21 protein-coding genes are annotated in these 26,216 nt (G+C 35.4%); 10 read left to right on the top strand and 11 right to left on the bottom strand.

Annotated elements, in window-relative coordinates; all coding sequences use genetic code 11:
• Nucleotides 1-324 precede the first annotated feature (324 nt).
• The 5 genes from K5G00_RS11995 to lepB all read left to right on the top strand — a co-directional run bounded on the left by K5G00_RS11995 (nt 325) and on the right by lepB (nt 4,878).
• Nucleotides 325-2,181: a hypothetical protein gene (locus K5G00_RS11995; RefSeq protein WP_238766401.1), complete on the top strand. Its 1,857-nt coding sequence runs from the start codon at nt 325-327 to the stop codon at nt 2,179-2,181.
• A gap of 213 nt (nt 2,182-2,394) precedes the next feature.
• Entirely contained in the window at nt 2,395-2,571 is a 177-nt protein-coding gene (locus K5G00_RS11990; RefSeq protein ID WP_238766400.1) for a hypothetical protein, read from the top strand.
• 106 nt (nt 2,572-2,677) lie between these two features.
• Nucleotides 2,678-3,814 carry a DUF4221 family protein gene (locus tag K5G00_RS11985; RefSeq protein WP_238766399.1) on the top strand — a complete coding sequence of 379 codons (1,137 nt, stop codon included), beginning with the start codon at nt 2,678-2,680 and terminating at the stop codon, nt 3,812-3,814.
• 2 nt (nt 3,815-3,816) lie between these two features.
• Nucleotides 3,817-4,227, top strand: a complete 411-nt coding sequence (locus tag K5G00_RS11980; RefSeq protein ID WP_238766398.1) for a hypothetical protein — start codon at nt 3,817-3,819, stop codon at nt 4,225-4,227.
• A gap of 6 nt (nt 4,228-4,233) precedes the next feature.
• Nucleotides 4,234-4,878 (top strand): signal peptidase I, encoded by a 645-nt coding sequence (lepB, locus tag K5G00_RS11975; RefSeq protein ID WP_317235543.1) that lies wholly within the window; start codon nt 4,234-4,236, stop codon nt 4,876-4,878.
• A gap of 210 nt (nt 4,879-5,088) precedes the next feature.
• On the opposite strand, the gene K5G00_RS11970 is transcribed toward lepB, so the two are convergent.
• Entirely contained in the window at nt 5,089-6,270 is a 1,182-nt protein-coding gene (locus K5G00_RS11970; protein WP_238766397.1) for an aminotransferase class I/II-fold pyridoxal phosphate-dependent enzyme, read from the bottom strand.
• A 144-nt stretch (nt 6,271-6,414) separates the two neighbouring features.
• On the bottom strand, nt 6,415-8,118 hold the full coding sequence (locus K5G00_RS11965; RefSeq protein ID WP_238766396.1) for a M23 family metallopeptidase: 1,704 nt from the start codon (nt 8,116-8,118) through the stop codon (nt 6,415-6,417).
• Nucleotides 8,119-8,380: 262 nt separating this feature from the next.
• Between K5G00_RS11965 and K5G00_RS11960 the strand changes: the two genes are divergently transcribed.
• The 3 genes from K5G00_RS11960 (at nt 8,381) to rny (ending at nt 10,642) form a co-directional block, all read left to right on the top strand.
• The gene (locus K5G00_RS11960) at nt 8,381-8,674 is read left to right on the top strand and encodes a hypothetical protein (RefSeq protein WP_238766395.1); all 294 of its coding nucleotides are present in this window, start codon (nt 8,381-8,383) and stop codon (nt 8,672-8,674) included.
• Nucleotides 8,675-8,680: 6 nt separating this feature from the next.
• The gene (locus tag K5G00_RS11955) at nt 8,681-8,983 is read left to right on the top strand and encodes a cell division protein ZapA (protein ID WP_158872206.1); all 303 of its coding nucleotides are present in this window, start codon (nt 8,681-8,683) and stop codon (nt 8,981-8,983) included.
• Between the two features lie 96 nt (nt 8,984-9,079).
• Nucleotides 9,080-10,642 (top strand): ribonuclease Y, encoded by a 1,563-nt coding sequence (rny, locus tag K5G00_RS11950; protein ID WP_238766394.1) that lies wholly within the window; start codon nt 9,080-9,082, stop codon nt 10,640-10,642.
• A gap of 58 nt (nt 10,643-10,700) precedes the next feature.
• On the opposite strand, the gene K5G00_RS11945 is transcribed toward rny, so the two are convergent.
• Together K5G00_RS11945 and K5G00_RS11940 are read right to left on the bottom strand one after the other, a co-directional pair.
• A complete protein-coding gene (locus K5G00_RS11945; RefSeq protein ID WP_238766393.1) occupies nt 10,701-11,567 on the bottom strand; it encodes a transglutaminase-like domain-containing protein in 867 nt (288 codons plus the stop codon).
• Between the two features lie 6 nt (nt 11,568-11,573).
• Nucleotides 11,574-12,443 (bottom strand): nucleoside phosphorylase, encoded by an 870-nt coding sequence (locus tag K5G00_RS11940; protein WP_238766392.1) that lies wholly within the window; start codon nt 12,441-12,443, stop codon nt 11,574-11,576.
• Nucleotides 12,444-12,686: 243 nt separating this feature from the next.
• On the opposite strand from K5G00_RS11940, the gene K5G00_RS11935 reads away from it, so the two are divergent.
• Nucleotides 12,687-14,111 carry a LamG domain-containing protein gene (locus K5G00_RS11935; RefSeq protein WP_238766391.1) on the top strand — a complete coding sequence of 475 codons (1,425 nt, stop codon included), beginning with the start codon at nt 12,687-12,689 and terminating at the stop codon, nt 14,109-14,111.
• An 8-nt stretch (nt 14,112-14,119) separates the two neighbouring features.
• Entirely contained in the window at nt 14,120-14,452 is a 333-nt protein-coding gene (locus tag K5G00_RS11930; protein ID WP_238766390.1) for a PAS domain S-box protein, read from the top strand.
• Nucleotides 14,453-14,463: 11 nt separating this feature from the next.
• Here K5G00_RS11930 and K5G00_RS11925 read toward each other — a convergent pair whose 3' ends face one another.
• The 7 genes from K5G00_RS11925 to K5G00_RS11895 form a co-directional block, all read right to left on the bottom strand.
• Nucleotides 14,464-16,758, bottom strand: coding sequence for a patatin-like phospholipase family protein (locus K5G00_RS11925; protein WP_238766389.1), 2,295 nt, complete (start codon nt 16,756-16,758; stop codon nt 14,464-14,466).
• 157 nt (nt 16,759-16,915) lie between these two features.
• Nucleotides 16,916-17,839: a YitT family protein gene (locus K5G00_RS11920; RefSeq protein ID WP_238766388.1), complete on the bottom strand. Its 924-nt coding sequence runs from the start codon at nt 17,837-17,839 to the stop codon at nt 16,916-16,918.
• 89 nt (nt 17,840-17,928) lie between these two features.
• A complete protein-coding gene (locus K5G00_RS11915) occupies nt 17,929-18,951 on the bottom strand; it encodes a cell envelope integrity protein TolA (RefSeq protein WP_238766387.1) in 1,023 nt (340 codons plus the stop codon).
• 1 nt (nt 18,952) lies between these two features.
• Entirely contained in the window at nt 18,953-19,363 is a 411-nt protein-coding gene (locus K5G00_RS11910; RefSeq protein WP_158872188.1) for an ExbD/TolR family protein, read from the bottom strand.
• An 11-nt stretch (nt 19,364-19,374) separates the two neighbouring features.
• Nucleotides 19,375-20,067, bottom strand: a complete 693-nt coding sequence (locus K5G00_RS11905; RefSeq protein WP_158872186.1) for a MotA/TolQ/ExbB proton channel family protein — start codon at nt 20,065-20,067, stop codon at nt 19,375-19,377.
• A 152-nt stretch (nt 20,068-20,219) separates the two neighbouring features.
• Complete coding sequence (gene nhaD / locus K5G00_RS11900; protein ID WP_238766386.1) at nt 20,220-21,599, bottom strand: sodium:proton antiporter NhaD; 1,380 nt, start codon at nt 21,597-21,599, stop codon at nt 20,220-20,222.
• Between the two features lie 223 nt (nt 21,600-21,822).
• A complete protein-coding gene (locus tag K5G00_RS11895; protein WP_449566825.1) occupies nt 21,823-26,214 on the bottom strand; it encodes a translocation/assembly module TamB domain-containing protein in 4,392 nt (1,463 codons plus the stop codon).
• Between the last annotated feature and the right edge of the window lie 2 nt (nt 26,215-26,216).

Raw genomic sequence — 26,216 nt, 5'->3', positions numbered from 1 at the left:
CTCTCTCTCTCTCTCTCTCTCTCTCTCTCTCTCTCTCTCTCTCTCTCTGGTTCAGAGTTTTGTGTTTTACAATATCTTTTTTTACACATGTTTATATGTAACTTATACCAAATTTAACCCCGGCGTTGTTAACCGGACGAAAACAAAACTCAATGATTACTCAAACCAATCGCATAGACGTTGATATTACCGGATCATTTAATACAATTTTCCAACAAATTATTAATAGATTATTGCTGAATTATGGTTTTATTCCTGAAACGCATATACCTTATCTGACAATCAGATAATTGCAAAATCAAACTCCACAAACGGTTATTGAAAATGAATTTTAAAGGCTCTATACAAAAACGGTTAAGAAGAAGCATTTACTCAGCTTTCCCTTTTGATGATTTAAAAGAGGATGAAAAATATATTTCTATCTTTACATCAAAGGGGCAACTTCCTAATGGAAGGGTATTTGAATATAATCATTACAATAATGAAAACCATTGTGTAGTACCAAATAGTACCTCAAATATTTTAGATTGTATTAATGAATTTAAGACCTTATATGAACATGCTGCATATATTGAAGATTGTAGGTTAACTAATTTTCATAAGGCTCTATTATCAATTAAAGAACTGTGGAAATTAGGCCTTCTCATAAGTCAGTCAGAATTTCTAAATAAATTATCAAATAATCATTCTGAAAATGTTTCTCACAACATCGACACTTTAGGATGGATAACCCGTGACCGGCCTGATTCTATTAAAAAAAGTGTTGAAAGTTTTATTGAAAGCTTAAATGAAATAACTCAAAAATATAACTTTATTGTATTCGATGATTCAACGGTAGAAAACTATAATAAAAATAAGCGGAATATAGAATTTCTAAATAAAAAGTATCAAATCCAAATAAAATTAGTAGGGGAAAATGAAAGAAAAGAATTTCTAATAAAACTCAGCAAAAAATTAGAAAATAGAGTCCCCAAACATGTTGTGGAGTATGGATTAATGGGACTGAACGGTATAAATCACCGGACAGGAGCTAACCGTAACGCTTTTCTGTTATTTACCACAGGTAAATTTTCTCTTTTAACTGATGATGATATATTTTGTCAAATCTCAAAAAATGGAGACGATGAAAAATTGACAATTACCTCTGATGCTTCCTATGCGGATGTGTCGAGTGAATTCTTTATTGGACAAGAGGAATTAAACAATAAATTAGTATTTGACCACCATAATCCGGTAAACATTCATCAAAAGTTACTTGGCCATTCAATGGGTGGTTTAATTCAAGAGTATCGAAATCAAATTAATTTAACCAGAATTATACCAAATTATATTGTTGATAATTTAAACACAGAGAAAAAGGTTCGGATTACAATGATGGGAGCAGCCGGTGATTCAGGGGCAGGATCACCAATTTTGAAAATATTCGTTCCAAGTAACAATCTTGTCCCACTGATTTCTGATACAGATAATTTTTTATCAAAGATGTATAGCCGAACAGTACTTCAATCTCACAAATCCTTAACAGTTGGGTCTCCCAGGTTTTTATTGGGAATGAACCTTGGATTTGATAATACAGAACTCCTACCTCCATTTCATCCCAACTTCAGAAATTCTGATGGAATTTTTGCATCTGTTTTAAAAAAATGTTTTAGTAACGCTTATATAGGCCACTTGCCTTACGCAATTTCTCATATTCCCCCTTATGAAAGACCAGTGGATGTGTCGGATTTAACTTCTACTTCAAGCCGAATACCTGATGTACTAATGTTCTCAATAAATGAATTCAAAAATACATCTATCACAGTTGAGGGAGGGTTAAAATCTTTAGGGGTTTATCTTAGTGATATTTCAAAAAGGTCAGACAATAGTTTGAATGAATATTTTAAGCTGGTGAATACAAATATAATTATAAGTAAAATTAACCATACGGAGGAATTATATAAGAAACATAAACACATCAACAAACAATGGGCTGCTTTTGTGGAGCAAAGAATAGAAACACTATATAATTGTCTTCAAGGTAAAAATTTGTCTGTTCAGTTTAAAGAGACTGAGAACTTGTCTTCTGAAAAACAGTTGCTTATGATTCGAAATGTTTATGGAAATTTTGGTGATTTAATATATTACTGGCTTGACATATATACTTGTGTTGAAACACATAAGAAAATATTAATAGATTGAAAGAACAACAGTATTTAAATTGTGGTATAAAAAAGGGCGGCAAACTTTTACCCGCAAAAGTAAAACTGGTTTGCTGCCCGCTGTACCACCAACTCAGAAAGGAGGTGATGTGACAAAGATATGAAAGAAAAATTTTTGGAGCTATGGCTTCTTCTCGTGAAATGATACATCGGGAAACCAATTTTTTTTGCAAAAAATTAAAGTTTAATTATTATGAAAAAGAAAATTCTTGGTATTTTACTTGTATTAGCTTCTATGATCGGAACTGCACTTATTTTTTCGAATAAAAATCAAAAAGTAGATGCTGATGGTTATAAATATTTTAATCCAACTATCCCATACCCACAAGATCCTTGTGTCTCTGCAGGAGGAAGTGTGTGTTATTCTTAATTAAATCTATGTACTAGAATCATAAAAATAAACTGCTTACAATGTATATTGATTTATATTAAATGATAAGACACTATACATTCAAGCAGTTTAATATTTCAAAATCATGAAATTAAAATATCTGATAATTACTTTTATTATTGTTGTCTATTCCTGCGGTAATCATACGGAAAATAATACTAATAGATACGATTTAGTTAAGAAGAATAGAATCTATTTTCCTGTTGACGAATCCATAAATCCTTACGGAATAAATATACAATTTGTACAATTGAAAGGTGATCAAAGCAGACTATATATATTATGTAATAATAATCAACTTTTGATATATAACTTTTCAAATAGGAAACTAATTAAAAAAATTATTTTAGAAAAAGAAGGAAATAATGGTATTGGGAAGGCAAACGGATTTAAAGTAATTTCAAAAGATTCTATTTTATTTACTTCTACATTCTATCAAAAACTTTTTCTTGTTAATTCCGAAGGGAAAGTATTAAAAAATTATTCGTTCAAAATTGATAGTTTATTTACGTCTTATGCTGCTTCAGATCTTAGACATAACTTATATTTTATGAATAACGAGATCGTTGTACCACAAAATCTAATAGGGAACTGGAATCATATTAGTAAGGAGTACTTTGATAAATATTCCACAACAATCAATATCGACTGTCAAACTGGTAAAATAAGAAAAACAGGAATAGGACTGCCATTTCTATATCCAAATGTAGCATTTCCTTCATTTTCTTTTGTTCAGATTAATAAATCATTTTTATATTCTTTTGGTGCACTGGATAGTTTGTACATGCTGGATGCAAATGGAAAGACCAAGGCATTCTTTGCTAAAACAAACAATATTAAAAAATTGGTAAATACAAAGAGAAGAAATGATTCCTCCATAGAATCAATTCTTCGTGACAAAGTCAAAAATGGAGAGTATGGTAACTTATTTTATGATTCATTCAACAAGATTGTTTATAGATTTTACAAAGTTGGGGAAGAAAAAATCTCTAATGACTATAATTTAATGGACTTAAATTCATTCCCTCCAGCTTTTGGAATACAAGTCTTTGATATAAATATTAATAAATTAGCTGACTTCGTTTTTCCGAAGGAAACATATTATTTTTTTAATAGTTTTGTCGCCCCCGATGGTTTATATATATCGGCAAATCATCCAAATAGTTCTGATTTTGATATTAATTATTTCTGTTTTGATCATTTTAAAATTCAAAAGAAGTGAGATTGAGTAGGTTGTATTTAATTTTTATTGTTTTTCTAGTATCTTGTTCAAAAACATCTTCTTTAGAAGAATTATACAGTTTAAAATGTTTAAACCAAGACATAATAAAAAATAATGAGTTATTCATTGTAACTCGATCAAGTTTTTGTCCAGACTGTTTCCAGAGAATTTTGGAGGAAATAGATTTAATTAGAAACGAGAAAAGAATTGTTTATGTTATATTAGGAAATAATTATAAAGAGATAAATGATTTTGCTAATAATTTTCCAGATTTGGTATATTTTGATGATGTTGATTCGGATATTGATATAAATATTTATCCAGTGATTTTTATTAAAAAAAATGAAACGATTAAAAAGTATGTTATTAATAATCCAAATGAATTGAAAAATTTTGTTGTAAATGAAGAGTAAGTCAAAATATTACATTTTTTTTTTATTCTATTAATCTGGAGTATCTTTTGTTTATGGATTTGGGATAAAATATATATCGTCCAGTCAATTTCGATGGAGAACTTGTTATTTCCTGGAGATGTTATTTTGGTAAATAAATTAGAGAAAATAAAAATGTCTATAGGAAGGGATGATATATGTCTATTTACTTCCAACAGAAAGAACATACCATCTGTAAAAAGAATTATTGGTAACCCAAATGATACTATTTATTTGTTGAATGAGCATATCTACATAAATGGTAATCTTTATTTAAATCCTTCTACTGTAAAGCATAAATATTGGATAAAGAATAGGAAATTAAAGAGATTCTGCCCAGCGATGCTTGGGGTAAGAATTGAGAATAATGATACAATCTTAACTCAAAAAGAAGTACATACTTTTGAATCAAATAATTTGAATATTGCAAGTTTTGAATTTGAATTAATCAAGGATTCTATTTTTCTATATAATACATACTTTGTGGTTGGGGACAATAGACACTTCTCAAAAGATTCACGGCATTTTGGACCAATTCACAAAGAAAATATCTATGGTAAAGCAATTTTTGTGCTATTCAACTATCACAACGGTAAATTCCGTTGGGATAGATTTCTCAAAAAAATAGATTAACTTATTAAATCAAAATATAAATGCGAATTTTGAATTAAGTTGGTTTTACAAAAATAAAATGTCTGTCTTCGAACGACGTAGGTAGGTGTAAGACAATCCAGCATGCAGATATTTTATGACTGCGGGACAGTAAATAATACACTCAACTAATATGGTGGGACGATAAGCTTGTTCTTTACTTTTTTGAATATGATTTGCCCCATTTGAACGTTACAGACAACTTCTGATTTTTCGTAACGCTTCTTCAATATCGTTATCCAATCCCACTGAAAACCGAACCAGGCCTTCCGAAAGCCCCATTTCTTTTTGTACCTCCACAGGAATTTCTGAAGAGGTGCTGTGCCCGGAGCAGCTAAATAACGTGCGGAAATAGCCCAGGCTAACGGCAAGATATCCAACTCCGGCCTCCTGCATTTTTTGCATTACATTGTATGCTTTTTCCATTGTACCTAAGTCAACGGCCATCATTCCGCCAAAACCAAATTCTTCATTCATTAATTTTTTATGGATTTCATGTTGAGGATGGCTTTTTAATCCCGGATAAATAATATTCAAACCATCTTTTTCAAGATTTTTAGCCAGAAATTGTGCGTTCCTGCTGTGTTGTTTCATCCGGATGTGCAGGGTGTTCAGATTTTTCAGAATATTTGAAGAACGCAGCGGATCGAGCACCGGGCCAAGTAACATGGCCGTTCCGTTGTTTACGCTTGAAAGCTGGTTTACGAATTTATTAGTTCCGCAAATGGCTCCCGCTACACAATCGTTTTTCCCATTTATAAATTTTGTCATGCTGTACACTACGAGGTCGGCGCCAAGCATTGCCGGAGAAAATATCATAGGGGAGAAGGTATTGTCGACCATGAGTTTGGCACCGGCACCGTGCGCAATTTTTGCCAGTTCAGGAATATTGGAAACCTGCAAAAGCGGATTGGTAACACTTTCGGTATAAATAACTTTGGTGTTGGGTTGAAGCGCGTTTTTTACTTCGTCCAAATCGGTAATGTTTACAAACGAAACTTCAATATTGTATTTAGGTAACCAGTTTTTTAAGAAAGCATAGGTTCCGCCGTACGTTGTAACGCTTGTAATAATGTGGTCGCCCGATTTACAGAGTTGAAGCAAAGCACAGGTGATGGCAGCCATCCCGGAAGAGGTTATCCACGCCGACTCCGTATTTTCCATTGCTGCTATTGCATCAGCCAGATATTTGTTACTCGGATTCCAGTGACGCGAGTATAAAAAACACCCTTCCATATGTCCGAGGAATGTTTCTTCCATTGTATCACCGTGTAAAAATGTATAGGTCGAAGAATCGGTAATTGACGGGTTTACTCCACCAAATTCACCAAATTGTTTTAAGTTCTGTATTGCTTTAGCCGGATTAAATTTCATGGTCCTGAGATTTTAGTTTTTCCCAAAATACATGAATTTAGGGGGATGAAGAATGACTAAAATCGTCTTTTTAAAGTTGAGGCTTGTGAGTTGCGGTTTTTTAAAGACAGGATTTCGTTTTACAATCTTGTTATTTTCTTACTCTCATTTCCAGAAAGTTGCTTTGTAGGTAGCAGTGTTGTTTTTATAATCGGTTACCTTTAATAAAAAATCATGGCGCTTACCCAGTTCAACCCGTTCTGCATCAAAATAATGTACTATCTGGTCAATCCTTGGATCATATTCAAACAAAGCCCATTTCCCGTCTATAAAACCTTCATATTTCTCCATTCCTGCTAAATCATCGGAAATCTTAAAACGGATACGGTTCTCTTCAGTTAAGGCATTTTTGCTTTTTATACTTAACGGAACAATTTTAGGAGCAACAGTATCTACCGCCACAGCATAATTACCAAAGTTGCGAATTTCGCCGGTTACCCAACCATTTTTATATTCACCGCCGGCAGCGTAATATTTTCCGGTTAATGTGTCAACACTTACGAATAGTGCTTTTGACTCTAGCGGAACCGTTATTCCAAATGTTTTGATATTCAATTCGGCATTTTTTTGCAGCGGTACAGTATTTTTGTGTAGAATGTGTAATTCAGAAAAAAAATCGGCACCGGCGGTAGAAGTATTATAACGAAAATTAAGGTCGGTATACAAGGCACCTTCGGGAATATTTATTTTTAGATTTTGTGTTTCCCAGACATTTTTTTTATCATAAGCAAATATTTTTGCGAATGGCTTTTCTGAAACAGGAATCTCTCTGAAAATACTATTTACTTTAAATTCAAGAACAGAGGTGTTCCCATATATATCTTTTAAAATCATCTTTACAGAGTGTCCGGCATTATCTCTAAAATCGAAAATTCCATTGTTCTTTTCAAAGGAGTAAACCGGTAATCTGTTTCCCGGATCTTTCCAGGTTTTCTGATATCTTTTTCTTATGTTCACGTATTCTTCGTAGTCGATAAAACTGTTGATATATCTGGTTTCGTCAAACGAGAATTTGTCGAATTGCCAGGCAAACCAAACTTCATCGTCAACTATCAGTTCAACCGAATAAACTCCGCATTTATTCCACGAGTTGTCAAAATAATCGTTGGCTTGCACTGCAAACCCAACATTTCCGTATACAGGGATGGTTGGATTACCTTTTAAATGATATTTGCCATCATAAAAAACGATTGGAAAGGTGCTTTTCTTATTCTGATAATTTACATGCGACAATTCATCAAGCGGTGCAGCCAACAGCGAAAATATTTTGGGAGCCGTATTATCAGTTATCGGGAAATTGTATTTTAGTGGATTTAAAGGTTCCTCTGTTTCCGTATTTCTTATTTCAAAGTGTAAATGAGGCCCGCCTGAACTTCCGGTGTTTCCACTTTGAGCTATCTCATTTCCCTGTTTTAAAGGAAATGTATTTTGAGGAACCGAAACGTCAACACGAAAAGATTGCTCTGCGTACTGAATTTTTTGTATATAATCTTCAATGTCTTTTCTGAAAGATTTTAAGTGCCCGTAAACACTTGTCGTGCCGTTTGGGTGATCGATATAAAGTGCACGGCCAAACCCGGTAGGAGAAACTACAATTCTTGAAATATAGCCGTCGGCTACAGAAAAAACAGGAAGCCCTGTAACCCCCTGTGTTTTTATATCAATCCCCGAATGAAAATGATTGCTGCGTAACTCCGCAAAACTTCCGCTTAAAAGCATAGGAATCTTTACCGGTGGAGTATAGGTTGTATTTTGACCGTTTAAAGTATAGGAAAAAAAAAGAATAATAAGCAGAAAAGAAATCCTCATTTGAATGATCTTTATTTTGTGTAAGCCGCAAATTTACGTTTTCAAAGTAATAGAACTTCTGAACTCCGGTTATTATTTTCATGAAGACAAAATTATTTTGAAATAATGTTTAAAGTGTTTGAAAAATAACACAATTCTATTTTTTAAAAACTTTACTTTTGGTAAAAGTGAAGAACAAATCGCTTCTTGTTTGTTTCATTTATGGTTAATCTCTTTTACAATATGTGAAAAATATTAACTTTGTCGCTGAAATGCAGCTAAAATGACTGATGATGATCGCTTGCTTCTGAATGATTTAAAGGCAAATGTACAGCAGTTATTCAGTGAATATGAACGATTAACTACTGAAAAAAAATTGCTGGAAAATAAAGTGGAAGCTTTAAAAAATGAAATAGAATTGTTGGAACAGGCGAGAACAGATTTAAGCAGAAACAATGAACAATTGGAAATTGCAAACCAAATTTTATCAGGCAATGATGAAAACAGGGATGCAAAACAGAAAATAAACAGATTAATACGGGAAATTGATAAATGTATCGCATTACTAAATAAGTAATGGAAGGTGGAGAAAGATAACTTTAGAATACATATTAAGATTGATAGCCGGACTTATCCGTTGGACATCAATCGTGAAGATGAAGAGAAATATAGATTAGCTGCAAAAATAGTCAACGATACAGTTCGAAGATTCAGAGGGTTGTTTCGTGACAATGATTCACAGGATATTTTGGCGATGAGTGCTTTCCAAATAGCACTAAACGTTGCCGAAACAAAAAAAAGTGAGGATAAGGATCTTTTCATCGAGGAACTTAAAAATTTAAATGACGATATTTCAGATTTTTTGAAGGAAAAAAAGAAGAAATAGTAATAAAGTTTACTAATATTTATCAGGACCCGTATTAAATTGCTCATGAATTGGAGTGATTTATTACGGGTTTTATATTAATTAATTTTACAAAGAATGAACTGGATAGAAATATTAATAGGCGCGGCTGCAGGGTTTGTTGGTGGAGGTGCCTTGGCATATCTTATTTGGGATAAGGCCTTAAAAAAGAAAAAGGATTCGATTGTTGCTGAGGCAAAATCGGAAGGTGATGTGATAAAAAAAGATAAAATTCTTCAGGCAAAGGAAAAGTTTTTGCAGTTAAAATCGGAACATGAAAAATACATTCATGATAAAAATTCTCACATTAACAATCTGGAGAACAAACAGAAACAAAGGGAAAACGGATTAAACCAGAGGCGAGACGAACTCAACCGAAAAACAAAGGAATTTGAAACAACCCGTAAAGAAGTTGAAGCTATTCGCGAAAATTTAAATGCGCAATTACAAAGAGTGGAACACAAAAGTGAAGAACTGGATAAACTGTATCGTCAGCATGTTGAAAAGCTTGAACAGATTTCCGGTCTTTCGGCCGAAGAGGCAAAATCACAATTGGTAGAATCGTTGCAGGAAGAAGCAAAATCGGAAGCGGTTTCTTATATCAACGAAATAATGGAGGAGGCAAAACAAACTGCCAACAAGGAAGCGAAAAAAATTGTGGTAAAATCTATTCAACGTGTTGCTACTGAGACAGCTATAGAAAACGCCGTTACCATTTTTCATATTGAAAGTGACGAAATTAAAGGTCGGATTATTGGAAGAGAAGGTCGTAATATTCGTGCGTTGGAAGCAGCCACAGGGGTCGAAATCGTTGTCGACGATACTCCTGAAGCCATCGTTCTTTCTGCATTTGATCCCGTACGTCGAGAGATAGCGCGTCTTGCTTTACACCAACTGGTAACCGATGGAAGAATTCACCCTGCCCGAATTGAAGAGGTGGTTCAGAAAGTAAAAAAGCAGGTTGAAGAAGAAGTAGTAGAAACGGGGAAACGTACAGCAATCGACCTGGGAATACATGGTTTGCATCCGGAATTGATTCGACTGATTGGTAAAATGAAATACCGTTCTTCGTATGGTCAGAATTTGCTGCAACACTCGCGTGAGGTTGCAAATTTAAGTGCAATTATGGCCTCAGAACTGGGATTAAATCCCAAAAAGGCAAAACGTGCCGGTTTATTACACGATATTGGTAAAGTGCCGGATGACGAACCGGAATTGCCACACGCAGTTTTGGGTATGAAACTGGCTGAAAAGTACAAGGAAAAACCCGATATTGCCAATGCTATCGGAGCTCACCACGATGAAGTAGAGATGCAATCGTTACTAGCACCAATCGTTCAGGTTTGTGATGCTATTTCCGGTGCCCGTCCTGGTGCAAGAAGAGAGGTTGTGGAATCGTATATCAAACGTTTGAAAGACCTGGAGGATTTGGCTCTTTCTTACCCGGGCGTAATGAAAACCTATGCTATCCAGGCAGGACGTGAATTACGTGTTATTGTTGGTGCGGATAAAATGAGCGATCAGGAAACAGAACAGCTTTCGTTTGATATTTCCAAACGAATTCAGGATGAAATGACTTATCCGGGGCAGATAAAAATTACTGTTATTCGCGAAACAAGAGCGGTAAGTTACGCGAAGTAGAAAATAAAAATAAGTATATGAGAAGAGAAGGTCATCTGAAAGGATGGCCTTTTTGTTTTTAAAATAACCGCAGAAGTGTTTTTATTTTTTCTTCTTTTTCCTGAAAACCGACAGATTGATATGATTCCTCCAACGATTCCAGTAACCGTTGAATAAAAAACAAATCGGTTTTAGGTTCAGTAAATAATTTTAGCGGTTCGTATTTATTTTTCCGTAGGTGATATTCAATTTCCTTTCTGCTGGTAATCGAACCTTTATTTGAGGGATTGATATAAAATAGCACATCTGAGTTTCGGATATTCCCGTGTACTTTTTCGGCCAGATTTGGATCAACGATTGCAATTAAAGGATTTCTTGGAAAATCGATAAGATGGGTCGGCAATTCCAGCATACGCGCAATAATTACATATAAAACACTTATCGAAATGGGATTGCCCCGCTTGGTATCCAAAACCTGATTTAAAAAGCAGTTTTGCGGGGAATGAATATTATTATGATTAATTGAAAATCCGTTAATATTAAAAAGAAAATGGTTTAATATAGTGGTTTTCTCAAGAATTGTTAGCGAATCGCTTAATTCAAGCCAAACTGATTTGCGCAGGTTATCAATCTTCTGGTCGATTTTTAAAAGGTTTAAATCGGGGTATTGGAAACGGTCAACAAGCAAAAAGCCGGAAAGCAAGTCGTGGTCAGCGGATCCTATCCATTTTTCCAGTAACTTTTGGGTTTGTTTGAACTGAAGGCTCTGAATAAGATTTTCAATCCTTTCCTGACTGCTTTCATCAAAACTTAATTCCCATTTTTCCTCCAATGCAGGAATAATTTTGTAGTTTTCTTTTAAAAGTTCTTTTTCAACCAGTTCGTAAACCAGTTCATCCGGATCGTCGAGTAAATCGATTAAAGCTTGTAGTTTACGTTTATTCATTTCAAATCAATTGGTTAAGGCATTCAATACTTTTTTGATTAGTTTTTTCATCTCTTCCCTGTAGTTTTCGTTTGCTGTAAGCGAAACCCTGTTTGCAATAATCAAACAAATAGTCAGGGCCTTGTGTCCAAGCATTTTAGATAAACCGTAAATAGCCGAGCATTCCATTTCAAAATTGGTAATTTTCAAATCGTTAAATGAAAACTCCTCTATTTTTCTGTTTAACTCAGGCACAGCCAGTGGTAATCGGAGTTCTCTTCCCTGCGGCCCATAAAATCCTGGTGCCGAAATGGTAACTCCTTTCCTAAACTCCGGACCTTCAAACTTTTCGAGTAAATTTTCCGAAGCATCAACCACATAGGGTGTTGGGAGTGAGTTGTCCCATTTTGTATATTGTTTAAATGCGGTTTCAAAAGAAAGATCACAAACGTTTTTTCGGTTGGCGTAGAAATTTAACATCCCGTCAAAACCAATTGCTTTTTGCGAAATAACAAATGAATTTACGGGTAAGTCGGTTTGTAATCCGCCAGAAGTTCCAATTCGCACAATGTTTAAAGATGTTTTTTTGTCTTTTATCTCACGTTTTTTTAAATCAATGTTCACCAAAGCATCCAATTCATTTAACACGATATCAATATTATCCGTGCCGATTCCGGTAGAAATGAGCGTCAGTCTTTTTTTGTTGAAAATTCCCGTAACCGTTTTAAATTCACGATTTTGAGTCTCAAATTCAATGTTTTCAAAAAGGGAAGAAATGGTATCAACCCGGGCAGGGTCGCCCACCAGTATTATTTGTTCAGAAATGTTTTCCGGTTTCAAATGTAAATGGAAAATTGTTCCATCGTTATTTAAGATAAGTTCTGATTGTCCAATCATAGTTTTAAGTTGTTCCCGACTAAAATATTCAAAATAAGAAGAATAGACAATTGTAAATGTAAAAACATATAAACAGCTAGTGTTTTATAAATTGTTCTTCATGTTAAAATTGTTGAAATCTTTGTTTTTATGTTTAACAGACATATTTCTTTTTAGAAATTTCTAATTTAATAATTGTCTTGATTAGAATGTATTCGTATAATTTCTATTTTTGAATGGAATAAAACCTATTAAAAAATACAGATGTCGTTTAAAATTTTTTCATTACAGCTAACGGGGAAGATTAAACCAGTTGAAAAAATTGAAAATCAACGCGAGGCGCTTTATAAAAATTACCAGGAATTTTTGACGGTTGAAAAATCAGATGAATTAAAAGAGTATATCGAATTGGAATCGTATATCAACTCGTCTGATTTTAAGAAAAAGAAAGCTGAAATTGAGTCTTTGCAGTTTAAAGGAAGCAAAGAATACAATGAACTGGCAGAGTTTGAAAAATTAAAGAAGACAAAAAAAATAAAGCATTATTTTAAAGTTGTTGATTCGCAGGAGCTTGTACGATTTGAAAAAATAGCAAATTCGGAGAAGCCCGCAGAATTTAAAACATTAAAAGAATATGTTGGAGGTGGAAAATTTACACAAGATAAAAAGGAAAAAAAAGAGGAAGCTTTAGATAAAAAGAACAGATACAAATTGCTAAAAAGCGATCCGGATGTTCGTTTTTATACGCGGTTTAAGAAGTCTTCTCTTTACAGAAATTACCTGGATGTAAAGTCTTCAAAAGATTTAAGAAGGTACGAAGAGTTAAAAGAACGCACGGCTTCGAACAGCTTTTTGGAGCGAAAGGCCTATTTGGAAGACAAAAAGAAATGGGAAAAGACAGAAGAGTTTACAAAGCTTAAGAAATTTGAAGAAATAAAGGGGCGGCCTCATATTCAAAACTATTTTAAATATAAAGGCAGCAGTGATTTTGATTTCATTAAAGGCTGGAAATTAACTTTTGAAGACAATTTTTCAGGTGCGTTGGATTCCGGAAAGTGGTCTACTGTAAACAAATGGGCAGAGCATGTTGGTGAAAATTTTTCTTTACCGGGCGATTTGCATTTTTTTACCTCCGGGGAAAATATAAAAACCAACGGAAAGCTTACCATTGAAGTTAAGAAGGAAAAGGTGAAAGGGAAGGTTTGGAAAATGCCAGCCGGTTTTGTTCCTGTTGATTTTGATTATACATCCGGCTTACTTTCAACTTCCAACGGTTTTGGAAAAGGAGACGAGATTTTTGAAGCAAAGATTAAGTTTCATCCTGTAAAACAACTTGTCAGCACTCTCTCGTTAAGCGGAGACAATGGTTCGCCAATGGTAAATTTACTTGAAATGGGAACAAAAAACAGGTTGGGAATCTCTAAACTCGACAGCAACAATAAGATACAAATGGAAGGCCTGGATATATCAAATCTGAAAGCAGGGAAGTGGTATATTTTTTCTGTCGAAAAATCGGGCTCTGCTTTTACATGGAAAATAAACGATACAGAGGTTTTAAGCATAAACAAAAATGATATTCAATATCCCTTGAATTTAAATGCCTCAACAATTGTCGTTGATGAGATTCCGGGGCACCTTCTCCCAAATGCTTTTGAAATAGGATGGGTAAAATGTTATCGTAAAAAATAAAGTGTTGTATGATCGATTGGGCGGAAGGATTTAATGGTGCAATAACAGTTTGCGACCTCGAGGGAGTAATTGTGTATATGAATGAATATTCTGTAAAACAATTTCATAAATATGGCGGAGAGCAATTGCTTGGTTCCAATTTGTTGGATTGTCATCCTGAGCCGGCAAAATCGAAATTAAAAGAAATGCTGAAAAATCCTGCGGATAATATGTATACTACAGAAAAAAATGGTGTCAGAAAAATTATTTATCAAACTCCCTGGAAGGAAAATGACAGGGTAAAAGGAATTGTAGAAATTTCATTTCAGCTTGGACCTCAAATGCCGAATTTTGGAAGATGATATAGATTATCTCAGAACCCTCGTTTGTTAAACAGAACATAACCAAAGTTCAACGTCAAATAGAAGTTTGTATTTTCTTTTTCGTAATAATTCAAGGCAACACTTACCGGACCAATTCCCGTTTGATAAACCAAGGCAGCCATACCCTGTAAATAGTAGTTTTCAAAAGTGTTTGTATTTTGATATGCCGTTAAATCAGCATTGCTTAGTTCTTCTTTCATTGGAACAAATCCATAGCCTTCAAATCTTAAATGCACCGATGGATTAAAGTTAATTATTGTGCTTAATCCGCCTGCCAGATAATTATTTGAGTGAAAATTCTCGATAAAAAGAGACTTGCTGTGTGGAGTGGGGTAGAATCCAGGTGCTGCAAGCAAAGTAGAACGATAATTTTGCATCAATAATTTATTACTAAAAACCGCTTCAGCATGAGTTCCCAGCGAAAAAGCCCTGCCAAACCTAAAATACTTTGTTGTGTGTGCTTTTAAAATGTAAAAATTGTGATTTTTAATTGTTTTAAAAGCATTATTGGATGTTGTTCCCGGAAGATTGGTTTCTTTTCCAGTAATATACTTTGCTGAAAGGTAACCAAACTCTCCCTCGGTTGCATATTGTTTATAATTTAGCGAATTGCTCTCAATTTGGGCCTGTGTAACCAATCCATTAAAAGTTGTTTGGTCCGGGTCGTCTTCCTTTTTAAAAATATTTGTCTGGTAATATTCATCAGTAGCGTTTGAATAAGCGACTCCTGCATAAAATTTACTGTGTAGCCCAAGCGGAAAACCGGCTTCCAACCTAAAATTATACTCATCCTGGATAATGTAGGGTGGACGGACATCTTCAAAAAACAGTTCCGAGCTCGAAGCAAAGAAATCCCAGCGGTTTAATGTTGAATATCCGGCGATATAGAAAGGCACCCGCCATGGAAAGTCAATACGACCGCCCAGTTTAAACGAACTGTAAAATCTTCCAAAATATATATTTGAATTGATATTATACGCTCTTCCGTTAAATGCGCGATAATCGATGCTGGCAAATCCCTGATTAATAGGCTTTGTTGAAATATTTCCGCCTATATTCACCTTGAACTTTTTCTCCGGCTCCACTTTTAGGTGAAGATCAAAATAACCGGTTTCTTTGTTGTATCTGGCAATCGGGCGAATGGACTTTACGTTCTCGTCGGCTACCAGTTTAAAGTATTCTTTTTTTAACAAAGAGAGCGAAACGACGTTAAAGTGGTGTTTTATGGATTGAATTATAAATCGCCGCTGCTCGGGATCCTCAATTCCTTCAACCTGTATATTCTGGAAAAAGAGTTGTGGTTTTTTTGCATTAAATTCTTGTCTTTTTTGTTGAACAACTTCCTGGGGAACTCTCCTGTGAACTCTTGTTTTTATACTGTCGATGAGCACTGTCGCTGTATTTCTTCCAGCTTCTATTGCAGTTTCAATTTTGTTAAAATCGAGTAAATTAACATTCGTAAAGTTGGTCTCCAGTAAAATTCCTTCCTCCGGTTTTATTTTAAAATTAGTTGGGCGCATTACCATGTTTGAAATTTGTTCCATGACATCGTCTGGCGCCGCTGCTTTTGGGTCGCTTGCAACTTTATGGCCGATAATGATATCCGGTTTGTACAAATCGGTCATAATATCATGTGGAAAATTATTTACAATACCTCCGTCAAAAAGTAAAGTTCCGTTAATTTCAATGGGTTTAAAGTAAACAGGAACGGTCATTGAAGCACGAACGGCTTCTCCCATGTCTCCTTCCCGCAAAACAACCGGTTCGTGGTTGTACACATCGGTTGCTACACAAAAAAAAGGAATCATTAAACTGTCAAAATCATTTTCACATGCCGAATTTGTAGCGGCAAGTAACTCCATAAAAGCAAAGTCCATTTGTTCTTCCGGAATTAAACTGGTGGGAGGAAGTAATTTTACTTTGTCATCTCTTTTGGTAATTCTTAGTTCAAACCATGATGGATTTTCTTCCGGTTGTTTGAAATAGTATCTGTATTCTTCCTGAATTTTTCCGGTCGACCAAAAATAAAAATCATCAGATTTAAAGAGTTCTTCCATTTCGTCGGGTGTATAACCTGCTGCATAAAGCCCTCCTACGATTGCACCAATAGAGGTACCGGCAATATAATCAATCGGAATATTGTTTTCTTCGAGTACTCTGATAACACCAATATGCGCCATACCTTTTGCTCCACCTCCACTCAAAACCAGTCCTACCGACTGCGCGTTTGATTCGACAGTTAAAAGAAAAATAAGGAAAAAAGTAAGTATGAATTTTCCGGTCATGGTGTAAATTTGATGCTTCTGAATAGCCCAAAATTACAAAATAGACTGCTTGCATTTATTTAATTTAGTAGAAAGATTCTATTTTTCTCGGTAAAAAGGAGAAAAACAGGAGTAAACGGAGATACTTTGGTTTAGAGCACTTCAGAACGGTTGAAGTTCAGCTGTCCATTTTCGAGTTCAAGCTTTGAAACCCTTCACCTAAAATTTCTTTTGTGTCCATTACAGTAATAAAAGCATCAGGATCAATTTTACTGATATATTCTTCCAAAATAGCGACTTCGCGTCTGCTGACTACGGTATAAATGATTTGTTTTTCTTCACCTGTAAACATACCTTCTCCTCTTAAATATGTCCCGCCGCGTTCAAGGTCGACGAGGAGTTTATTTTTAATTTGAATGTGTTTCTTTGAAATAATCAAAAGTGCTTTGTTGTAGTCTGCACCTTCAAGAGTCATGTCAATAGCACGCCCGGTAATATAAATTACTACCCAGGAATAAAGAGGGATATGCCAATCGCGAAAAGCCAGCAACCCAAGCAAAACGATAGTTGAATCAACATAAATCATGAGTTTTCCCAATTGAAGACGCGTATATTTTGCAATTATCATGGCTATGATATCTGAGCCTCCTGATGTTGCTCTTGATTTAAAAATTAAGCCAAGACCAAAGCCGATTAAAACTCCTCCAAAAACACAGGAGAGTAAAATATCATCAACCAAAGGAGTATTTCCATCCGGGCGTAAGTATGTTATGCCATCAATAAAAACAGATGTTAAGACAAATCCTACGATGGTTTTAATTCCGAAGCGTGGCCCGAGAATTCTTATACCTGCAATGGTTAAGGGAATATTTAGAATAAGCCCGAATAATCCGATTGGAATTCCGTCGGGCCAGAAAGAGAAGATTCCCTGGCTCATATAGTGAACAACAATTGCAATGCCGTAAACGCCACCGGGAACTATCCTGTGCGGAGTTACAAAATATACAAATCCGGTAGCCAGAATAAGTGAACCACTTATGATAAGCAGGTAATCAATTATCCATTTTCTACTAAATATTCTATCTTTTGAGAGAAATGCCATGTTGTTTTTTTGTGCAAATCACAAAAAAATAACAGACATAATCTTTGATTTTTATCATCCTTCAACAGAAGAACAAACGTATTGGTTTATTAATCCAAAACAAATCTGTAGGTAATTGTTCCTTGCTGAAAAGCGGGGGCGCTGTTGTCGACGTTGAATTTTGCTTTTAGAGCAGCTTGTTTTGCTTCGTTCCAAAATTGTTGATTCATTATAGTGGTACCTCTGACTCCTGGTTCTGCTGCGGTAACTTTCCCAAACTTATCAACTGTTATTTTTACGACTACAGTTCCTTCGTCATTTCCCGGATATCGCGGACGAGGCAGAGAACTTGCCGATCGACCTTCCAAACTGAATGATGGTCCGGACCCTTGGTTTCCTGATCCACTACCTCCCGGTCCATATGCTCCGGCATTGGGGTCACCTGTTGGAACTCCCTGGTTTCCTCCCGGGAATGTTGCTCCCTGACTTTTTCCGTCACTGTTTCCCTGTCCGCCTGATCCGGAACCGCTTTCACCAAAAGCACCTTGCGCCCGCGAGTTTATTTCACTTATTTTTTGTCGCTCTTCTTCTTTTCTTTTCCGTTCTGCTTCTTCCTGTCTTTTTCTCTCAAGCTCAGCCTGTCGTTGACGTTCTATTTCTTCCTGTTTTACTTTTTCCAGTTCAGCCTGTCGCTGGCGTTCTCTTTCCAGCTGTTCCTGACGTTTACGCTCTTCCTCCAGTCGCTTTTTTCGTTTTTCAGCCTCTTCTTCTTTTTTCTTCTTTTCTGCAGCTTCAATCGCAGCTGTCTTTTCGTAGTCCTGGGTCATAGCTACTTCCTCTGCAGGTTCCGGTTCGGGAGTTGATGGCGGCGTTGTAACGGGTGGGGGAGTCTGTTGTTGCCTCTCTTCCTGTTGGACAGGTTGTGATTGCAATGGTTCCGGGTTTCTCCTTTGCGGACTGGGTTCTCGATTTCCCAATCCGTTTTCACTATTACCGAAATTTACAAGGATACCTTCTTCCCCAGGTAGTGGCAGTGGAGTGAAAAAACCCAGAAGAATCAACAACAGGAGAATTATAACATGATAAATTACTGTACCTATTATTCCTTTTTTATGTTCTTTGTAAAAGCTCATTTTACCCCTCCGGAGCAGTTGCCAATATCATTTTGTAACTGTTCCTCCTCGCTATATTCATAATTTTTACTACTTCTTCAACCGGAACTGATTTGTCGGTGTGAAGAGATATATAGATATCATCATTTCCCGTGCCAAACTTATTTACTAAAAAAGGTTCAATTTCATTAAAGGTTACCCTTGTTTGTTTTCCATCGTCGTTGATGTAGTATTTTATATCTTTAGTAATAGAAATTGCAGTAATTGGTTTCGCCGCTGTTTGGTTGTTGCTTTGCGGCAGTAATAGTTTTAATGCATTGGGAGCTATCAATGTAGACGTAACCATAAAGAATATGAGCAACAGAAATACAATATCTGTCATCGATGACATGCTGAATGCTGCATTTACTTTATTTCTTTTTTTTAGTGCCATTGTAAAAATTTTTAGGCAGGTTCGTTCAACAAATCCATAAATTCCGAAGTGGTAGCTTCCATTTTAAAAACTACCTTTTCAACATTCGAAACCAAGATATTATACGCAAAATATGCGATAATTCCAACAATCAATCCCGCAACTGTTGTTACCATTGCCTGATAAATACCCGTTGAAAGTAAGGTAACATCAATGTTGTTGCCGGCATTAGACATATCATAAAAGGCCTGAATCATTCCCATTACCGTTCCCAGGAATCCTATCATCGGGGCTCCTCCTGCAACTGAAGCCAAAACCGGTAACCCTTTTTCCAGCTTCGAAATTTCAAGATTACCAATATTTTCAATGGCGGCATTTACATCATTTAGTGGTCTTCCAATTCTGGAGATACCTTTTTCAATCATTCTGGATGCCGGATTTGAATTACTTCTGCAGAGTGCCACGGCAGCATCAATTTTCCCATTTGTGATATATACCTTGATTTTTTCGAGTAATCCCGAATCAAATTTTCCGGCCCTTTTTATCGCAAAATATCGGTCGAAAAAGATATATACTGCTATAAAAGAAAGCAATATAATAGGTATCATAATCCACCCGCCTTTAAAAGCGAGGTCGATAAATTTGGTGGTTATTCCTTCTTGTCCTGCGGCTATTGAATCCATCTCAGTAGCCATGTCAGCTTGAATCATTAAAAGTTGAAACATGGGTATTTACAGTTATTCTTTTAAAACTAAAAACAAAACGAGGTATAACATTAAATATTATTATACCTCGCGAAATTAAGCAATATTTTAAAATCCAACGGGTGGATTTATGCCGTCGTCGTTTAAGTTATGAACAATTTGATTTTAATAGGTTATAAACCAAATTCGATATAGTAAACGGCAGCCCCTGCAAGATATCCAATAATTGCCAGCCAGGATATCTTTTTCAGGTACCAGATAAAATCAATTTTTTCGAGTCCCATTGCTGCTACACCGGCTGCTGAACCAATTATTAAAATGCTACCTCCGGTACCGGCTGTATAAGCCAGAAATTCCCAAAATGCTCCGTCCTGAACAAAGAATGCCTGGTAACCGGTTACTCCGACTTCATGCACCGGATACATTCCCATGGCTCCGGCAACAAGCGGTACATTGTCTACAATTGAAGATAATACACCAATAGCCAAATCAATTAAGAAAATATTTCCTAATTTTTCGTCAAGAAATTTAGCCAGGATATTTAAATGACCAGCAGATTGAAGTGATGCGACAGCAGATAAAATACCTAAAAAGAAAAGTACAGTCGGAACATCAATTTTTCGAAGAACTGCTGTCACTTTTAGCTTATCTTTAATCTCTGCCGGTTTATCCTTGTGGATTATTTCCCCAACAACCCAGAGAATACCCAAAGAGAGTAGCATTCCCATATAAGGAGGTAAATGCGTTACGGTTTTAAATACAGGAACAAACAGTAAACCGCCTACTCCTAAAATTAGAAATAAGATTCTTTCTTTGGGTGTAGTATATTCTATGTCGTCATCAACCAATTCCGGCCGCGTCACATTTCCCTTCATTGTGAAAGATAAAATAGCCAAAGGAACTATCATACAAACCAAACTGGGGAGAATTACTCCCTCAATAATTTTAAGTGTGGTAACCTGCCCTCCAATCCAAAGCATGATGGTCGTTACATCTCCAATTGGCGACCATGCTCCACCTGCATTTGCTGCCAATACCACCATACTTGCAAAAAACCAACGGGTTTGTTTGTCGTCTATTAATTTTCGAAGCAGAGCCACCAAAACAATTGTAGTTGTCAGGTTATCCAGCAGTGCCGACATAAAGAACGTAAGGATGCTTAGTATCCAAAGGAGTTTTACTTTGTTTGTGGTTTTTATTTTGTCGGTAATGATTTTAAACCCTTCGTGTTGATCAACAACTTCAACAATGGTCATTGCTCCCATCAGGAAAAATAAAATCTCTCCAATTTCACCAAGATGGTGAATTATTTCATATTCAACAATAAATTCGTGCATGGCGTGCAACCCATGAGCATCAGGATGAGAGGCGAGAAATGTTTCCCATGCTGGACTAAATCCCAGGTGCAGAATGTCCTCTGCTCCTAAAATATATAAAACCCAACATAATGAACCGATGATTAAAGCTGATGCGGCTTTGTCGACTTTAAGGGGATGCTCCAGAGCAATTGCTGTATAGCCCAGAACAAATATAACAACCATTAAGATAAACATAGTATTAGTTTTTGATATTAGTTTTTGATTATAGCCTTTATCTCTGTTGATAAATGTCAATTATAATAAGAATTTGAACGATTTTTCATGTTGTTAAATCATGATTCGACGAATTTAATAATTTGTAAACATCTTGCATCTATTTTTATCTGGTATATTTTGTGCGGAGAAAAGTTTACAAAAGCAATTTTAGGGATTCAATTATTTTGGCTTAGCTGTTAAGCTATTCATTGCTTTTCTTTTTGCGGAATAATGAACGTAATTTTTGAAGTAAATCTTCAAATGTATTATAATCCTCCTGGACGGAAAAGCCTACCCCCTGCGTATAGGGAGCAGTTTCATAATATATATTGTTGTTTGACCGGTTGTATGCCTTTAGCTGTATTTTACCACTTGGGATAAGTTTTACGTTAATATCAAAGTCACCAACCAATTGGCTGTTGTTCGTTGAATTCGGATTGGCATTATTTCCTATATTCCCGTTGATTGTTACTCTGTCATTAAACATTTGTGTACTCAGTCCAAGTTCTATTTCATCGTTGGTAATCTGATCTCCCGGGCGATAATTCAAACCAATGTCCCAATTACTACTAATTTGGGAAAGCCAGTTACTGAGCTGGTTTGAAAATAGCTCGCTGGCAGTTGTTCCAATTACGTTAGGATTTTGAGCTGCAAAAGTTCCTCTCAAATATTCGGGTGTGTAGAATTTACCCAAAACCAACAGCGATAGTATTTGTTTGTTCATTTCTTCGTCGGTGCTGAAATACTGTTGCAATTCAGCAATAATTCTCTCTTCGGTACTCGGGAAATCAATTTCGAAATCGATATTCGGATTCGACAATTCTTCTGTAAGTTTAATTTTGCATTCAACCGGCACCCGCTGACTTTGGTATATATTGTTGTAACTCTTAACTAGTAAATCATACAACGAGGCCTTTAGTTTATATATTGCATTTAGATCAATGTCTGCATTGTACGGATCTCCCGACCAAGTCAGTGTTCCTCCTTGTTCGATAGAAAAACGTTTGTTTATCACATTTTGAAGGGTAAACAAATAATCGCCTTTTGCTACCGTGTAATCTCCGGAAAGGGTGATGTCTCCCTCGCTGTTCATACCAAAAAGAAGAATACCTTCTCCCTGTGCTTTTATAACATCACCAATTTGTGAATTATAAATCAATTGAGCGCGTGCATCTGCTGTCGCTCTGATTGTTAAATTCATTTGAAAATCACCTTCGTCTTCTTTGTTGTTTGTGAAATAGAATTTAGGCTCTTCCGGTTTATCATCAGCAACAAACTGTATAAAGTCATATTGTTCAATTTCACTTTCATTTTCCAGCATAATATTTACACTGGTGCCGGGTAGTGTTGTGCCAGATCCGCTTAAGGTAACATCTTTTCGAAAACCTGTTATCTGAACTCTTCCGTTGGCAAAAACTTTCCCGTAAAATTGTTCATTATTGTTCGACAGAGTATTTAATGCCAGAATTTTTTGTGAGCCCAAAGACAGGTTATAAATCATATCCTGAAAATTTGTGTGAACTAAAGTTCCGTCAAAAATTCCGGTGTTGTTTGCTTCATCCAGTATTGTAATATTGTCAAAAAGAATCGTGTCCTGACGAAAATAAACTGAATCGTTAAACGTGTATTCTACTTGTGTATAATCGATTGTCAAACCCGCATTTGAGCCCAGTAAAGCACCATCAATGAGCAATTTTTCCGGCCCGCCGTGTAACTTTAAATGACCGGTTGCATAACCATGAATATCGGAAAGATTTTTTCTGATTAATGTCTCCAGTAAAACAACCGATAAACTGTCTGTAGTAATATCATAATTCAGCTTTTTCCCAGCCGGAGTATAATTCCCTCGTGCGTATAATCTTTGCTTTCCATTGTTTTCGACTTCAAGTTCTGAGTTTAAAACAGATTCCGCGCTATTCCAGTAATTTGTAAAAACAATATTACCAATTTTCTGTTTTTTAAACCTGAAATCGGTGATACCTACATCAGATAAAATCATTCTCTGATTGTAAAAATCAAAAATTCCGGCTGAACCATCTAAAATTCCTGAAATATCAAACTCTCTTTTTAAGTATTCGTCAAAAGAGCCAAGATTAATATTTTCAAATTTTGCTGAAAGAATATTGGATTTATCTTCTGAGATTTTGCCGTCGATTGTGATCTGTTGGTCTTGTTTAAAAAATCGAAAATTGTTGATTTCGATTGTTGTTGAATCAACCATTGCAGAGAACGGTGATATTTGCCAAACTGAATCTCCTATGAATATTTTTGTAGGAGCCCCTTCAATGGTAACCAGAGGATGGTCTGTTGAGTCGTTTTCCAAAAAAGTTGTTTTTGTTTTAATGGTTCCACTGTACGTCGAGTCTTCTGAATTTGCCCATGTGATTTGATTATCAATTATATCATCGGAAATTTTTGAATCAAAAGTCAGATTATACAAGGCCATGCCGTTTCTAAGTACTACTTCGCCAAATCTGAATTTAGAAGCATACTCATCGCCTGTTGGTTTATTTCCGATAAAAATATTTTTTATCAGAAGATTTTTAGTTGCAATACCTGGAATACTACCTTCCAATTCAAATGCTGTATTTTCTGAATCGAGTTTTCCATAAAGCAGGAATGGAGTTTCAACTTTATATTTCGGAGTAAAAATGGTGGTTAATGTATCTAAATCATTTGCTTCAATCTGGAAATCAAAAATATTCTCACTGGCATGAGACAGTTTTTCATAATTGGTAGCCGGAAGATAGCGGTTTGCATTTTTTTTGAAAGCATCCAGAATGCTCTGAAAGTGGTATTTGCCAGATACTTTGATATTAAAAAAATCAGAATTAAAAGTCAGAAGATTTGTTGTGTCAGTCTGCACTGAGTTTAATTCCATTCCATTTAAGGTAAACTGCCCATTCCGGTTTTTATAAAATCCGTCTTCAACCATTATAAAACCTTCCAGATTGTCCAGTTTGTCGCCTTTGAAATTTGCCGCCATATTAAAAGCAATTTCCGATGCCGGAAAGTTAGAACTTAAATTTAATTTCCCGGGAAGAGCTTTGTCCATATGCAGGTTAAAGTCAAATTCCGGAATTTCCGGATTTAAATTAACCTGACCTGTAAAATCGAATACCAGGTTGGGATCATTAACCACAAGCAGTCCGTCAAACATGTGTTTGTCCAGTGTTCCGTCAAGAGCAATATTTTGGTAGGTATAATCATAGGCTTCCAGTTCGGAAATAAACCCATTAAATTTTCCGTTTAAAGTTTTTTGGGTTTTGTTAAATGTTCCGTCTACATTTCCGTCAAAAGTTACTTTTCCAATATTTTTAATTTTGAATAATTCGCCTAATTCAAAATTTCTTGAATCAATTTTTCCCCTGTATTTAATTGTGCCTTCCGATTGTGGCATCACGGAGACATCTGTCGTCAGGGTTCCCATCGTACTTGAGAAGGTGCCGAATGTTACAAAATCGTTTAAAAAGCCAGAGAAATTTCCCCTGTAAGTAATGGTGCCAGCTTCATAAAAAGGCTCAGGGAAACTCAGCGTCCTGATTTTTGAAGCCGACGGTAATTTTATTTTGCTTAAATCAGCAAAATTGGTTTTTGAAAGTTTTAAATCGACAAACAGATACATATTTTCCACATCAGTAACGTCGTTCATATAAAAATCAAAAAAGGCAGAGGTATTTTCACCAGTCCTTATCACCAGATTCTTTCCTTTTAAATCGTTTAATGTTCCGTATATCTGTCCCGATAAATTGACGTTCATATCCATTCCTCTCAGTGAAGGAACAAGTTCAGCAACTTCTAAAAAACTAATATTTGAATTGGAAAAACGAACATCAAGTTTGGCCGATGAAATAGAACGCTCCCGGCTTTTATCGAAATTTATACTTACTGAAGTGTTTTGAATTTCGGATTTGTTTGACTTTATATATAAACTATCTGCGCGAATACTATCCCCAAAGAAAGCAAAGTTGGCCGACAGGCTATTTACAAACAAATTTTTTCCGTCATTTAAATTTAATTCATTTATTCTAAATAAGATAGAGTCAGGTTGTAATTCGAAATCAGAAATGTCGAAATTGATATTATTTAAAAATAGCTTTTCTTTTTCCTCGGCATACAAATCGTTAAAAGTTATCTCCGACTGGTGGAATGAAAAGTTATTGCAATTAATTTCCCAAAAATTTACGGTATCCTTTTGCGTTCGGAAAGCAGAAATTATATGGCTAAAGTTGAAGTGAGTGAGTGAGTCTCTTTCAATATTTATTTTGTTGTTTATTAAAGAAAGTTCATCAAAAGTAACATGTTTTTTTTTGATTCTCAAGGTGTCGATTTTTGCCGAAAGTTTTTGAGTAAAAAAAAGGGTGTCGCTTTTTAAATCTTCAACCAAAACATCGTTTAAAATTACTTTATTGAAAAATGCAATTTTTACTTTCCCAACGGTTATTTTTGAATGAACCTGCTTTGAAAGCTGATTCGCGAACAACTGGGTTAAATAGGTTTGAACGCGACTATTCTGAATAGAAAAATAACCACCGGAAAGCAATAAAAAAATTACTGCCAACACCATCAATACTATTTTCCAGCCTTTTTTGATAA

This window comes from Maribellus maritimus (genome assembly GCF_022267315.1).
Classification (GTDB): Bacteria; Bacteroidota; Bacteroidia; order Bacteroidales; family Prolixibacteraceae; genus Draconibacterium; species Draconibacterium maritimum.
The sequence above is the reverse complement of the archived record's forward strand: the minus strand, read 5'-3'. Positions and strand labels throughout refer to the sequence as shown.

Coding starts and splice junctions, on each gene's coding strand:
- K5G00_RS11995 (WP_238766401.1), top strand. CDS start 325: ATGAATTTTAAAGGCTCTATACAAAAACGGTTAAGAAGAAGCATTTAC.
- K5G00_RS11990 (WP_238766400.1), top strand. CDS start 2,395: ATGAAAAAGAAAATTCTTGGTATTTTACTTGTATTAGCTTCTATGATC.
- K5G00_RS11985 (WP_238766399.1), top strand. CDS start 2,678: ATGAAATTAAAATATCTGATAATTACTTTTATTATTGTTGTCTATTCC.
- K5G00_RS11970 (WP_238766397.1), bottom strand. CDS start 6,270: ATGAAATTTAATCCGGCTAAAGCAATACAGAACTTAAAACAATTTGGT.
- K5G00_RS11965 (WP_238766396.1), bottom strand. CDS start 8,118: ATGAGGATTTCTTTTCTGCTTATTATTCTTTTTTTTTCCTATACTTTA.
- K5G00_RS11960 (WP_238766395.1), top strand. CDS start 8,381: ATGACTGATGATGATCGCTTGCTTCTGAATGATTTAAAGGCAAATGTA.
- rny (WP_238766394.1), top strand. CDS start 9,080: ATGAACTGGATAGAAATATTAATAGGCGCGGCTGCAGGGTTTGTTGGT.
- K5G00_RS11945 (WP_238766393.1), bottom strand. CDS start 11,567: ATGAATAAACGTAAACTACAAGCTTTAATCGATTTACTCGACGATCCG.
- K5G00_RS11940 (WP_238766392.1), bottom strand. CDS start 12,443: ATGATTGGACAATCAGAACTTATCTTAAATAACGATGGAACAATTTTC.
- K5G00_RS11935 (WP_238766391.1), top strand. CDS start 12,687: ATGTCGTTTAAAATTTTTTCATTACAGCTAACGGGGAAGATTAAACCA.
- K5G00_RS11930 (WP_238766390.1), top strand. CDS start 14,120: ATGATCGATTGGGCGGAAGGATTTAATGGTGCAATAACAGTTTGCGAC.
- K5G00_RS11925 (WP_238766389.1), bottom strand. CDS start 16,758: ATGACCGGAAAATTCATACTTACTTTTTTCCTTATTTTTCTTTTAACT.
- K5G00_RS11920 (WP_238766388.1), bottom strand. CDS start 17,839: ATGGCATTTCTCTCAAAAGATAGAATATTTAGTAGAAAATGGATAATT.
- K5G00_RS11915 (WP_238766387.1), bottom strand. CDS start 18,951: ATGAGCTTTTACAAAGAACATAAAAAAGGAATAATAGGTACAGTAATT.
- K5G00_RS11910 (WP_158872188.1), bottom strand. CDS start 19,363: ATGGCACTAAAAAAAAGAAATAAAGTAAATGCAGCATTCAGCATGTCA.
- K5G00_RS11905 (WP_158872186.1), bottom strand. CDS start 20,067: ATGTTTCAACTTTTAATGATTCAAGCTGACATGGCTACTGAGATGGAT.
- nhaD (WP_238766386.1), bottom strand. CDS start 21,599: ATGTTTATCTTAATGGTTGTTATATTTGTTCTGGGCTATACAGCAATT.